Source organism: Mesorhizobium sp. M2A.F.Ca.ET.039.01.1.1, from assembly GCF_003998035.1.
Taxonomy (GTDB): Bacteria; Pseudomonadota; Alphaproteobacteria; order Rhizobiales; family Rhizobiaceae; genus Mesorhizobium.
Genome location: NZ_RZRY01000130.1, coordinates 1 through 12,228, shown reverse-complemented (window position 1 = coordinate 12,228; position 12,228 = coordinate 1). Strand labels below are relative to the sequence as shown.

The window sequence follows — 12,228 nt, the reverse complement described above, 5'->3', positions numbered from 1 at the left end:
ACTTTGAGCGCAGGAGCCGGGGACCCCATACGCAGTTCCATCTTGGTGTCCAAAGTCATTCCACACCTTTCGTCTCTTTTGTCGCGGAATATTTTCCAGTCAAAATCGGACACGGTCTCGAGGGCATTGCTCCCTCTCGCTTGCTTCAGCGGAGCTCTCACCGTGTTGCCGCACATCAAGCACGGCAAAGGGCATGCCAACCCTTCTTAGCTTCGGCAAGCGCCGGTACCGCCTTGAATAAGCGAGCCCTAACACGGCCAGCTGACGTTAACCTGAATGTCGGCTTTCGACGGCTCACCTTAGCGGCTGCCGTTTAGGAAGGTGAGAGTTTGGCTGGCCCGCTGGCGATAAGACCGGCTTCGGCGTCCTGGAGTAGTCGCACTTCGGCGATGGGGTCGAAAGTGCGGGAGAGGCTCGGTACCCTTGCAGCCACCGCCGCATGTGGCCCGGCGTCATAATTCGCGTCGCGGTTGCCAACGGCGGCGTTGGGCTCGATCCACGTGGCGTTGAGCCCGACAGCACGTAAAGCTGCATCGTGATTGAATGCCCTTTGCTGTTTCACGCCAAGCAGGAGTCGCGCGACGCTACCTTGCTCAAGCGCGAGCAGAGCGATCTGACGCCGTAGGAATATTGCTCGTCCCGCTTTTGCCGCCAGAGGCGGAAATCTTTCCTGAATGCCACCGCCGATCATCAATATCGACGAATCATATCCCGCTGCCCATTTGTTCGACTCCGAGGTCGGGCCAGCACTCCGTCAAGGGACGGTTGATGAACCCTAGATGCTCGGGATTGGCGCATGGCGCGCGCCGCAGAAGGCTGTCAAGGATGCGGCGCGCTCGCCAGGCCAGCAGCCCAAAGTTCGGATCAGCCAGCCCGCGCTGTCCAAGGCAGGCGTTCTGAACGAAAAGGCGTCGGTCTCGCGGTCCGTCCCAGTACACCGAAAAATCCTCGCCGATGGCGAGCTCATTGCCGATCTGTTCGAGGCGATCTGCGATCGGTTCTAGGAAACCCGGCAGCGGTTTCTCGTACCCGGTGGCCAGGATGACGATATCGGCGGTTACTTCTCCGATGTTGTCCAAGCCGCGTTGCAGCGTGAGCCTGTGCCCTGCTCCGGCATTGATGCAGCGCGACACGTTGCAACTTGGCCGCAATGTGATCTCGCATTGGTGTGGCTCGAGAAAGGCGTGGTGGTAGAGCGCCTGATAGACCGCGCGCAACTTGCTTTCTGAAATGCCCTCGGAGGCAAGCGCGAAACGCCGCAGGAACAGCTGTCGATGCACCTCGCTCATCGCAGCAAAACGATCCGAGAAGCATGGCGTGAACAGCCCGTTTGTGAACGCGTGGTCGTCGAAAGGCATCTCGCGCGTCAAGACCCATGTGATCGCCGCGGGCCGCCGTTCTTTCGGCCGGCCGACAAGGTGCAGTAGCAGCTCGGCTCCCGACTGTCCGCCGCCAACAACGCAGACATGCTTTTTTTGCACCTCAGGATTGATGTGGGCCAACTCAGATGAGTGGAACAGGTTGGGTCCAGTCCAGCCATGAAACTGAGGCGGAATTTGCGCCTGCTTGCCTATGTCGATGACGAGGTTTCTTGCATCAAGGACCGCGTTGTCCGTCCGCACGCGAAACTCGCCGTCAAAGCGGATTTCGCGAACGGCCTCGCCGCCACGGACAAGCGGATTCTTCTGGAACGCCCAGTTGAGATATTGGGCGAACTCGGCTCTAAGCACCCCGTGAAATTGCGCATTGAGGAAATTGTAAAGACGCCCGTTCTCGTGGAGGTAGTTTACGAATGTGTAGGCTGATCGCGGATTGACCAGAGTAACCAGATCCTGGAAGTGGCCGACCTGGAGCTCCGCGCAATCGAAAGCGCTGCCTGGATGTCCTCGGAAATCGACCTCCCGGTCCAGGAACAGTGCCCCTTGCGCAATCTCTTCCTGTATCTGACACGCAAGGCTCAAATTAGATGGTCCAGCACCCACACCAATACAAAAGAGGTCCACTTATCCTTACTCCTCTAGGAGTGTTTTCCAACTCAGCGGCATGTTGACGTCGATTGCCGGGCATTGAGCAATGCGAACCTCACAGGCATGCTTGAGCCGCGGTCCCGACTGAGAGGACAGCAAAAGCGTGTGCCGCCTTCCAGGTCTTGGGCTCAATGTCGGCGGCATCGACAGCGGCGCGGCGTGATCCGAACCCAAGAGCAGAAGGAAAGTGTGTGATGCTGTCGCGCGGCTCTTCCGGATCTTACGGCGGCTTCTAGCGCCGGCCTCCACCCCAGGAGTGGCTGTTTCCCTGCCACGACGGAAGCGGCTCTTTCTTTCGAGGGGCGTAACCATGGATAACGGCTCTTAATGCTTTCGGAGACTCCCATGCATGCGGCGTGCCGGATAAAGACCTGTCAAACCAACGAGTTCGCGCAGTTCCAGCTCGTCTGGAATCCGACATTGTCGCACGCCCGACGATCGGGCAGGGGAAGCTCCGCGGCAGCGGCCCTTGCACACCGCAGGCTGACAGGGACAGCCGCCGATTTGACGCGCGTCCGGGTACTGATAAGGGGCCTTCCAACAGGGTTCGCGCACGAGGCGGGGTCTCCTGGTACACCCGCCCTGTGGCTTGGCTGCGGTCTGCTGCAGCCGTTCGTCTTTACTGCCCGTTGCGGACGATCTCGCACGAGTTGGTTCACGAGAGCGTCGTGAAGCAGTCGAGGCGTCCGGTTTGGCTCTGACAAGCGTCGCAAGATGTTCGCGGATCCAGCCATGTCTCCGCAATCCGACCGGTAACCGACGACGACTTCGGACTGGTTGGCGGTCCTACGACCTGATCGGTGTTCCTACGGAGCTGATCAGCGAGCCAAAAACAGCGGCAATGTGGTCTTCCCAAAGCTCCAGCTCGGCGGACCGCCGAAAATCCGCTCACGCAGCCCACGGCTGCCATAAGCACCCATAACCATCATGTCAGCACAGATGTCGTTCGCGTGCTGGGTCAGCACTGTGCCCGCCGATTTGCCGGCGCTCTTAAGCAGGTCAACGGAGACCCGAGCACCGTGCCGAGTAAGATAGGCAGCGATGTCAGCTCCAGACTGCGCGCCTTTCCCGTTGTTTTGCGCCTTTGGATCGACCATAGCGACACAGACTTCCTTGGCAGCGGATAGGATACTAAGAGCTTCCCGAACCGCACGCGAGGCCTCTACACGCGAATCCCAGCCGACCAGCACGCGTCGAGGCGACAGCGTCGCCTTAACGCCCTTCGGCACGATGAGCACCGGCTTTCCGCTATCGAACAAGCAGCCGTTGACAACAGGAGGTCCGAGAGTCTCATCGTTGAGGAGGTCTCCTCCAACGATCGTCAGGTCAGCGCAGAGCGCCCGCTGTCGTGCCACTTCACCGAGGCTAGCCGGATCGCAATAGTCGGTGTCAACGTCACAGGAAAGCGACATAGCTTTCAGCCTTTTGAGGATATCCGCGGACCGTCTTTCCATTCTGGTCACGTCCTGTGAAAATTTCTCGATTTGCTGAAATCGATAGTTCGGTACTGCAATTGCCTGTGCACGTCCTGTATTCCATTCGGGGGGCGGAGACAACATCAAGAGCAATGGAGGCGGTATAATGAGTACCGATAGGTGCGCGCCGACCTCGGCACACAGTCCGGCAGCTGTTGTGAGGTCCTCATCAGAATGATCAGCACCCGTCACACTGAATATGCTTTTAAATTCCATTTGCCTGCTTCTCCTGGTCTTCGTTAGGAGCGCCTCAAAGCGGCAACACCGCTCTCAGGAGGAAGAGAGAGCGGCACCACGTTCGATCACCGATTTCAGTCGTCCGGCTTCTCGAGCGAGTAGCCGGCCGACCTGACGGTGCGAATGACGCTGCCGGGCAAGGCCGTTTTCAGCGCCCTCCTGATTCGGCTGATATGGACATCGACGGTGCGTGCACCGACATGAATGTTGGGCAGCCAGGCCGCCCCGATAAGCTCGTCCCGGCTGAAGACCTTGCCGGGGGCCTCAATCATAAGCCGCAGCACGTTGAAATCGATCCGTCCGAGATGGATGTCGTGGCCATTACCGCGAACCCGATGGGCATCGAGCTTCATCTCCAGGCCTCCACAACAAATCCAACTGTCGTTTTCAACCCCGTTCGGACCACGCTTGGTCAGCCCGAGCCTCGCCCGCAGGCAGTCGAGCAGCTTGGCCGGAGCCACCGGCCGCACAAAGCTCTCAACGCCTGCCTTCAAGAGATCGAGGTGCTGGTGCTCGGCGCCAGGCGCGATCAGGGCGATGATAGGCAGGTCGGTGGTGCGCGGTTCCCGCTTGAGGTGGGCGCAAATTGCGGACCCGTTTATGCTGGCTGGGTCGCAATCCAGCACTACGGCCTGAAGCTCCCGTTGTTCGGCCAAGGCCAGCGCAGCCTTCGCGCCGTCTGCCGTCTCACTGCTGAAACCGTCAACCTCCAGTATGTGGCTGTAGAGCAGATAGAACTCGGCATCTTGCGAGCAGATCAGGACCAGCGGCTTCTTCATCGGCGATACCCCAACAACCTGGTCGGCCTCGAGTCCCTGGATCGAGGGGACTGGCCAACATAGTTTCTCGGGTCCGTCATGATGGCCTTTCTCGAAAATCGCGCCCATCATGCCAGCGCCACGTGGGGAAAGGTTTCGATGACTGAAATCGCATCGTCGACCAGCTTCGTACCGGCCGTGGCGAGCTTCAGGAGCGTCTCGAAGCCAAACCGGTGGACATCGCGCAGCGTTTTGGACAAAACGACCAGCCGTCCGGTCGTGAAAAGCACCCGACCAAAACCCTCATGGCTCACCTGGATCATCGGCGATGCCATAAGGCCGCAGCGCTCCTCGATCGCAAGCCCGATGGCGGCGTAGTACTTGTCGAGCCTCCACAGCACGTCGGGATCGGGATCTCCGATGATTGGGATCCCTCGGCGCTGTTCCTTGGTAATGATGAAGTCGCCCAGCAGCTCAGCGTCCGCTTTGCGTTCCCACGAGCCATAGGAATCCTGAGAACGGATCAGCCGCACGAGGCATTTGACGAACGGGGTGCAAAGAGCCGCCTCGTCTTCGGCGACAGCTGGGGGGATTGCGGGGTCAGGCATTGGCGTCCTCCTCTTTTCAGTCCTCGTCCTCGAAGGACGGTTTCTTTTCGGCAATGCCCGCTCGCGCCAGCACCTTGCGCAGCCAAGGCGGAGGACACGTCCTGAGCATCATCTGCGTGCGCAAGAGCACCTGTGGGATCGATTGGGGCTCCGCCACTTTGATCGGGTGGATTTTTGCCGCGACAAGCTTGGCTGCCGAAGGGCCGCCAATTGCCAGACAAAACAGGATCTGACAGCCCTTGAGCGCATCCACCTTTGGCGTGATGCGATCATCGCGCTCGGCCCGATGCTCCCCGCTTTCATCGGACACGTCATCGAAGGCCACGGCTTCTACGAGATTCCATTCCTCGCGCGTCACGTCGTAGACAGCAAAGCGCCTGGCCGACCCGAAATGGGCGTTGAGGTCCTGCATGTCCTGAGTGGCGATCGCAACGCGCAATGCGCCCTTACGTCGTTCAGGCATCGGGGCGAAAACCTCACTACTGACCAGCGAGAGGCGGCGAACAGCGTTCATCGTGATATTTCTCGATTACGGAGTGGATCAAGCGCCTCAGGAGTGGGCGCGTGTTGGTTGGCCTGGAAGATGCTGGCGACCTCGAAGATCATGTCGCGGGTGCCCTGATAGAGAATTGCGAGCTTGTGCTGGCTGCCTAGTCGATCGAAGACCGGGAACCCGATGCGCATGAGCGGAATTCGGAGCCGCTCCGATGCTTGGCGCCCGTGCGAATGCGTGACAAGCAGGTCAGCACCGACGGCAAGACTTTCCAGATCGCCGAGATCGCCGATCTGAACCGAAACCGCCGGGACTTTCTCGAGAATTTTAGACCTGTCGGTCGTTGTGACGGCCGCGGCTATCTCGGAGCCGAGGCCAGCAAAGAAGGTCGCAAGTTGGAACAGCTGGTCTGGTTCGGCAGCGATGGCAATTTTCTTGCCGCCGAAATGGAAATGTCCGTCGAGCATCGCGTCCTGCAATTGCGCCCGGCGCCGGCGCACGCGGGCCGGTACCGCCGCGCCCGAAATCGCAGACAGCAGCGACACGAAGCGGTCCGTGTCCTGCAGCCCAGTCAGTGACTGGAACAACACGTAAGGCACGCCGGTCAACCCGTGCAGCGCTTTCGCCGGGCGGCGCATGTGCTCACCGATGGCGATGCATTGCATGGCCGTGCCCAACTCGCGAATGTCTTCGACGCTGGTGCCGCCGTATGTGGTCGCTACCCAGCGGTCAGGAACCGTACCGTCGAGCGAGCCTGAAATGTCGGGCAGAATAACCGGCTTGAGCCCAAAGCTTTCAACCATGTCCCGCATATGCTCGATGTCGGCGATAGAGAGGTTGCATCCGGGCAGGATTGCGATCTTCTTCGGGTGCCGCGCCCGTTCGCCCGAGCGCGTAATCCCTTCGATCATTGCGGTGACTGCCTTGGCCCAGCCCTCTTCGATCGCGCCGTCAAAATCCGGCGTGTTGGCCAGCACGACCTCCGTACCCGCAAGCTGTTGCGTGTGCTTCCGCATGATGTTGGCAATATCACCCGCGCAATCTTCGCCACGCGTCTCCACCAGCGCGGTCGTGCACACCCCGATCAGCGTTGGCTTCGTGCGGTTCTTGAGGTTGAGGATCGCCTCTTCCAGATGGTCGGCTGCGCCGAGGATGGTCGCCACCTCATCCATCGCCGTAGTCTGCAAGGGAATCGCTTCTTTGAAGTGCCGCACGAAGAGAACGAGCGCAAAGCTTGTGCAGCCTTGGCTGCCGTGGAACAGCGGCATCGCACCGTCGACGCCAAGAAAGGCAAAGGCGGCACCCAGCGGCTGCGACGACTTCAGCGGGTTGACTGCCGCCGATTTGCTCTGGGGAAGGATGCGGGCCATCGGTCGCCTCAACACTCGTGTGCCGTCGCGCAGGCGAATTCATCAAACAGGTACGCGGTCTCGTTCCTCGTGCACGGCAATTCGCCTATCAGCTCAGGCTGGCAATCCCACGGGGCCGGCTGGCGCACCTGAGACCAGATCGGATTGTGAATGGCGAGGTCGATCTGGCGTACGAGTTCCACCATGCCGTCATAGCCGGCATAAGGATGCTGGCGCTCCTGGTTGATATCGAGCCAGGGCGTCTTGGCCTTGAGCGCAATGAATTGCGTGCGACCGCCCGACAGCATGATATCGGCCCTGTGTTCAGAGAGCATGGCGTACAGCTCGCTCGCAGCCATGGATTCGAACATGTGCTTGTCGTGCTTGAGAACTTGTTTGATGCGCTCCTTGTCCTGCACCGTAGATTTCTTGATCGAGGTGCCGACGATCTCGATTCCGATCTCCATCAGCGCATGGACAACCGACCAGGACTTCACACCGCCTGTGTTGAGCAGCACGCGCTTGCCTTGGAGCCTTTGCCGGTAGGATTCGAGTTTCTTCCACGCGATCGCCTCCTGCTGCGCGATCAGCGTCTCTGTGCGCTCGAGGATCTCCGGATCGGCGCCCTTCCTCACCAGCAGCCTGACAAGGTTTCGAAGAGCTTGCGATGTGTCGGAGATGCCATAGAAGGAGCCCTCGAAGAACGGGATGTCCCAGCGCTCCTCCATCTTGCGGGCAAGACTGATCAGCGCGGTCGAGCACACCATCATTGCCGCCCGGGCGCGGTGCGCGGAAGCAATGTCGCGGTAACGCGCATCGCCGGGAATGCAGGCGCGCACCCGGATCCCGAGCCGATCGAGGAGCGGCTTTACAAGCCAGAATTCGCCCGAGAGGTTGAATTCGCCAAGGATGTTGATGTCGTAGGGTCCGGGGTCGTCGGGTTCGACCGTGCCGATGACATGATCGAGCAACGCCTCGGCGGCGAGCTTATTGCCGAGGTTCTTGGAGCCTGCCAGGCCAGGCGCATTGATCGGCACCACGGCCAAACCGAACTTTTCCGTGGCGCGTTTGCACACGGCCTCGATGTCGTCACCGATCAGCGCCGTTACGCAAGTCGAGTAGACGAAGATCGCCGGCGGCGCGTATGTGTGCTTGATCTCGCGGATCGCCTTGAAGAGTTTCCGCTCGCCCTGCCCCATCACAAGGTCGAGTTCGGTGAGGTCGGTCGTGAAGCTTGTCCGCCACAAGGTCGGCCCTGACGAAACCGCACCACGGTTGTCCCAAGAATTGCCCTCGCAGGCGAGCGGCGCATGGACCAGATGCGCAACGTCGGTGATCGGCTGCAGGACGATCTTGGCTCCGTCAAAGGCGCAGCCGCCGGCTGCCGCCCCTGGTGTCAGCGACTTCGAGCAGCCCTCCTTGCGCGCCTTGGCATCTTTGCCACGGTTCTTATCGCAGGCGGGCTCATCGAAGGCGTCCTTGATTTTGGCGCTGAGGGAGGACATTGCTCAGCCTCCCCAGTCCATTGGGCAAGGAATGGCCTCGGCGAAAAGCCGGCCACGGCTCTTAGCGCGTGAGGTCATAGGAATAATCCGTCACACCCGTCTCGCTCGTCTCGCGATCGAGTTTGTCGAAGATCTTGTCGAGGATCGTCGTCAGCACGCGCAACGCTCCCTGGTAGCCAAAGAGCGCAAAGCGGTGATGATGGTGCCGATCGAAGATCGGAAACATCAGCCGGATCAGCGGTGTTCCGGTGTCGCGCTCCAGGTACTTGCCGTAGGAATTGCCGATCAAAAGGTCCACCGGCTCGGTAAAGAGCAGTGAGCGCAGCGCCCACAGGTCCTTGCCCGCCCAAACCTGGGCAGCCTTGCCGAAAGGCGAGGATGCTAGCAGCTTCTTCAAATCGGCTTCCCATGCCGAGGTGCCATTGGTGGCGAGGCAATGGGTTGGCTCGCCGCCGGTCTCCATGACAAAGCGGGCCATTGCGTGAACGAAGTCGGGATCACCGTAGATGGCGTATTTCTTACCATGCAACCAGGATTGGCTGTCCGCCATGGCGTCTACCAGTCGGCCGCGCTCGAGGCGAATTGCCTCGGGAATCTCCTTGCCGGAAATCGCCGCGACCTCCATCAGGAATTCGTCCGTCGCCTGAACGCCGAGCGGATAGTGGAACGAGGCCGTCGCCTGCCCGACCTCCTCGCAATAGCCCAGTGTCTTTCGGGTGTTGTGATGCTGCAGCGAAAGCGTTGCCTCGGCGTTGAGGGCCTTCTTCACCTCGTTGATCTTCGTGCCCCCGTCATACATGCGGTATTCACCGTCCGAAGGCGTATCGAACTGGTCAGAGGCATCCTGGATCAATGTATAGGACACGCCCATTACATCGAGCAGGCGCTTGAGCTCCCGGTTGTTGCCGACGCAGAAGCCGTCGAAGCCCGGAATGATGTTGATGGTTCCTTCGATTTGCGTACGCTCCTGACCTTTCCAGAAGTGCTCCAAAATGCCTTTGACCATGTTGTCATAGCCGTCGACATGACTGCCAACGAAGGCCGGGGTGTGGGCAAAGGGCACGTCGAAGTCGCGCGGGACTGAATCTTCGTCCTTGGCGTTCTGGATGAAGCTGTGCAGGTCGTCGCCAATGACCTCTGCCATACAGGTCGTCGACACGGCAATCATCTTGGGGTCGTAGAGCTGGTAGGTGTTGGCGAGCCCGTCGACCATGTTCTTCAGGCCGCCAAACACCGCCGCATCCTCGGTCATTGAGGAGGAGACCGCCGCGGCAGGCTCCTTGAAATGGCGCGACAGGTGCGAGCGGTAATAGGCGACGCAACCTTGGCTGCCGTGGACGAAGGACATGGTTCGCTCGAAGCCGGCGGCAGCGAATACCGCACCCAGCGGCTGGCAGGCCTTGGCCGGGTTCACGACAAGCGCTTTGCGGGCGAGGTTCTTTTCGCGGTATTCCCACGTCTGGGTGAAATCGCGCTGATCGGAAATGATTTCATCGGGGTGCGGACATTCGAAGTTTAGCTTCTTCTCAGCGAGCATCTTTCTGTATTCCGGCTCGCGGAACAGGGGAGCGTGATCGAGAATTTTTTCAGCCGACTGCGGCATGATGATTACCTCTTTTGCATCTGGCTGCGCGGGACGGCAGCTCAGGACGTCAAGACGTTCCAGGCTCCGGCGGATCAGAGGCCGCGGGAGTTCACCGTCTCAGTGGGAGACTGGGGCTGAAGCAAATGTTTATTCGGCAGCCATCGCCCGCTCATCGCCCCGGCTTCTTTTCCAAGGCGCGTGGAATAGGTCCCAGACCGGGTTGTTAATGGCGAGATCCACATCACGTGCGAAAATGGCAAAGCCATCGTAGCCGTGATACGGGCCTGAATAATCCCAGGAATGCATCTGGCGGAACGGTATGCCCATCTTCTGCACCGGGTATTTTTCTTTGATTCCCGAGCCGACCAGATTTGGGCGAATCCCTTCGATGAATTTCTCCAACTCATAGCCGGTCACGTCATCGTAGATCAGCGTGCCGTTCTTCACGTAGTGGCCGGTGCGCTGATAGTCGTCGCTGTGGGCGAATTCATAGCCGGTGCCCACGATGACCATGCCGAGGTCCTCGTAGGCCGTGACGACGTGGCGGGGGCGCAGGCCGCCCACATAGAGCATCACGGTATTTCCTTCCAGGCGCGACAGGTACTTGGCGATGACCGCATCAACAAGCGGCCTGTACTTGGCAATGACCTTTTCGGTCTTCTCCTCGATTTCCGGCCCAAAATGCTTGGCTATGTTGCGCAGAGAGGCTTCGATCTGGGAGGGACCGAAGAAATTGTACTCCATCCAGGCGACGCCATACTTTTCCTCCATATGCCGACAGATGTAATTCATCGACCGGTAGCAGTGGATAAGATTGAGCTTAGCCTTCGGGGCGCGCTCGATCTCTGCGAGTGTGGCGTCACCCGACCAGTTGCCAACCACGCGCAGCCCTATCTCCTCAAGCAGTATGCGCGAGGCCCAGGCATCGCCGCCGATATTGTAGTCGCCGATGACGTTGACGTCGTAGGGGCCGGCCTCGAACTTGACATCCTTTTTGTCGAAGACCCAATCCCGGATTGCATCATTGGCGATGTGGTGGCCAAGCGACTGCGAGACGCCGCGGAAGCCCTCGCAGCGTACCGGCACGATCGTCTTGTCATACTCCTTGGTCTTTTTGCGAGAAACGGCCTCGGTGTCATCGCCAATCAGGCCGATAGGGCATTCGGACTGCACGGTGATGCCGTTGTTGAGCGGAAACAAGACTTCAATCTCGTCAATGATCTGTTCCAGCTTCTTGTCGCCGCCGAAGACGATGTCCTTCTCCTGGAAATCGGAGGTGAACTGCATTGTCCCGAACGTGTCGACGCCCGTTGTACCGACGTAGTAGTTGCGGCGCTGCGACCAAGAATATTGGCCGCAGCCGACCGGGCCGTGCGAGATATGGACCATATCCTTGACTGGCCCCCACACCACGCCTTTCGAACCAGCATATGCACAGCCGCGAATCGTCATCACCCCGGGAATGGACTTGATGTTCGATTTGACGTCGCATTCGGAAAGGACCTCGCTTTCCCCGCCAGCCTCGTTGCCGCTCTTTGCGACGTTGAGGTGCTTCTTGCGGCGCTTCGCCGCCTTGTCGGGATAATGCGACAGCACCTCTTCGATAAGCTTCGCATGAAGAGCACCGTCATTCTCGTATTCCCGGCTCATGAGTCCCCCTTTCAAGGTTGGGTGACGCCTCAAAGAATAGGCGCCGTTCTCTGCAAGGCGCGCCGATTCATGGCAGCGCTAATGTCACTACTGGGCCGCCGCCTTCGCCGCTTCCTTGGAGTGAAGCTCGGCAAGCATCTGCTCGTCGGTCTTCATGATGCCGAAGTCGAGCAGCATCTCCTCCAGCTCCTCCATGGTGATCGGCGTCGGGATCGTACCCTGGCCCGAATTGGCGTGGATCTTCTCGGCCAGAGCGCGGTATTCCCCTGCCTGCTTTGAGTCCGGCGCGTACTGGATCACCGACATCTTCCTGAGTTCGGCATGTTGGACGATGTTGTCGCGGGGCACGAAGTGGATGAGCTTGGAATTCAATCGGCCAGCCAGTGCTTCGGCCAGATCGAGTTCGCGGTCGGTTTGACGTTCATTGCAGATCAGCCCGCCCAGCCGCACACCGCCCGAATGGGCATATTTGAGGATGCCCTTGGCGATGTTGTTGGCGGCATAGAGCGCCATCATCTCGCCGGACATGACGATATAGATC

General features: G+C 59.6%; 10 protein-coding genes and 1 pseudogene. All 11 read right to left on the bottom strand.

From position 1 onward, the window contains the following. Window positions 1-313: 313 nt before the first annotated feature. Window positions 314-694: a hypothetical protein gene (locus tag EOA24_RS12890; protein ID WP_126080606.1), complete on the bottom strand. Its 381-nt coding sequence runs from the start codon at window positions 692-694 to the stop codon at window positions 314-316. Between the two features lie 10 nt (window positions 695-704). Further along, complete coding sequence (locus EOA24_RS12885) at window positions 705-2,003, bottom strand: SidA/IucD/PvdA family monooxygenase (protein WP_063169368.1); 1,299 nt, start codon at window positions 2,001-2,003, stop codon at window positions 705-707. An 842-nt stretch (window positions 2,004-2,845) separates the two neighbouring features. After that, on the bottom strand, window positions 2,846-3,718 hold the full coding sequence (locus EOA24_RS12880) for a universal stress protein (protein ID WP_126087041.1): 873 nt from the start codon (window positions 3,716-3,718) through the stop codon (window positions 2,846-2,848). 95 nt (window positions 3,719-3,813) lie between these two features. After that, window positions 3,814-4,518: a response regulator transcription factor gene (locus EOA24_RS12875; protein ID WP_224571202.1), complete on the bottom strand. Its 705-nt coding sequence runs from the start codon at window positions 4,516-4,518 to the stop codon at window positions 3,814-3,816. 107 nt (window positions 4,519-4,625) lie between these two features. Then, entirely contained in the window at window positions 4,626-5,105 is a 480-nt protein-coding gene (locus tag EOA24_RS12870) for a NifX-associated nitrogen fixation protein (protein WP_024505267.1), read from the bottom strand. A gap of 16 nt (window positions 5,106-5,121) precedes the next feature. Continuing rightward, the gene (gene nifX, locus EOA24_RS12865; RefSeq protein WP_063169371.1) at window positions 5,122-5,619 is read right to left on the bottom strand and encodes a nitrogen fixation protein NifX; all 498 of its coding nucleotides are present in this window, start codon (window positions 5,617-5,619) and stop codon (window positions 5,122-5,124) included. Further along, window positions 5,616-6,968: a nitrogenase iron-molybdenum cofactor biosynthesis protein NifN gene (nifN, locus tag EOA24_RS12860; protein ID WP_126063827.1), complete on the bottom strand. Its 1,353-nt coding sequence runs from the start codon at window positions 6,966-6,968 to the stop codon at window positions 5,616-5,618. The genes nifX and nifN overlap by 4 nt, the downstream gene beginning before the upstream one ends. A gap of 8 nt (window positions 6,969-6,976) precedes the next feature. After that, window positions 6,977-8,452: a nitrogenase iron-molybdenum cofactor biosynthesis protein NifE gene (gene nifE, locus EOA24_RS12855; protein WP_095489376.1), complete on the bottom strand. Its 1,476-nt coding sequence runs from the start codon at window positions 8,450-8,452 to the stop codon at window positions 6,977-6,979. Between the two features lie 61 nt (window positions 8,453-8,513). After that, window positions 8,514-10,055 (bottom strand): nitrogenase molybdenum-iron protein subunit beta, encoded by a 1,542-nt coding sequence (gene nifK, locus EOA24_RS12850; RefSeq protein WP_126063826.1) that lies wholly within the window; start codon window positions 10,053-10,055, stop codon window positions 8,514-8,516. A gap of 129 nt (window positions 10,056-10,184) precedes the next feature. Next, complete coding sequence (gene nifD, locus EOA24_RS12845; protein WP_024505262.1) at window positions 10,185-11,687, bottom strand: nitrogenase molybdenum-iron protein alpha chain; 1,503 nt, start codon at window positions 11,685-11,687, stop codon at window positions 10,185-10,187. An 87-nt stretch (window positions 11,688-11,774) separates the two neighbouring features. Continuing rightward, window positions 11,775-12,228 (bottom strand): annotated as a pseudogene (nifH, locus tag EOA24_RS12840) (nitrogenase reductase); the annotation flags it as partial.

Bases quoted from the DNA above. Each gene is read 5' to 3' on its own strand.
- nifN (WP_126063827.1), bottom strand. From the start codon at position 6,968: ATGGCCCGCATCCTTCCCCAGAGCAAATCGGCGGCAGTCAACCCGCTG.
- nifX (WP_063169371.1), bottom strand. From the start codon at position 5,619: ATGAACGCTGTTCGCCGCCTCTCGCTGGTCAGTAGTGAGGTTTTCGCC.
- nifD (WP_024505262.1), bottom strand. From the start codon at position 11,687: ATGAGCCGGGAATACGAGAATGACGGTGCTCTTCATGCGAAGCTTATC.
- EOA24_RS12870 (WP_024505267.1), bottom strand. From the start codon at position 5,105: ATGCCTGACCCCGCAATCCCCCCAGCTGTCGCCGAAGACGAGGCGGCT.
- nifK (WP_126063826.1), bottom strand. From the start codon at position 10,055: ATGCCGCAGTCGGCTGAAAAAATTCTCGATCACGCTCCCCTGTTCCGC.
- EOA24_RS12875 (WP_224571202.1), bottom strand. From the start codon at position 4,518: ATGAAGAAGCCGCTGGTCCTGATCTGCTCGCAAGATGCCGAGTTCTAT.
- EOA24_RS12880 (WP_126087041.1), bottom strand. From the start codon at position 3,718: ATGGAATTTAAAAGCATATTCAGTGTGACGGGTGCTGATCATTCTGAT.
- nifE (WP_095489376.1), bottom strand. From the start codon at position 8,452: ATGTCCTCCCTCAGCGCCAAAATCAAGGACGCCTTCGATGAGCCCGCC.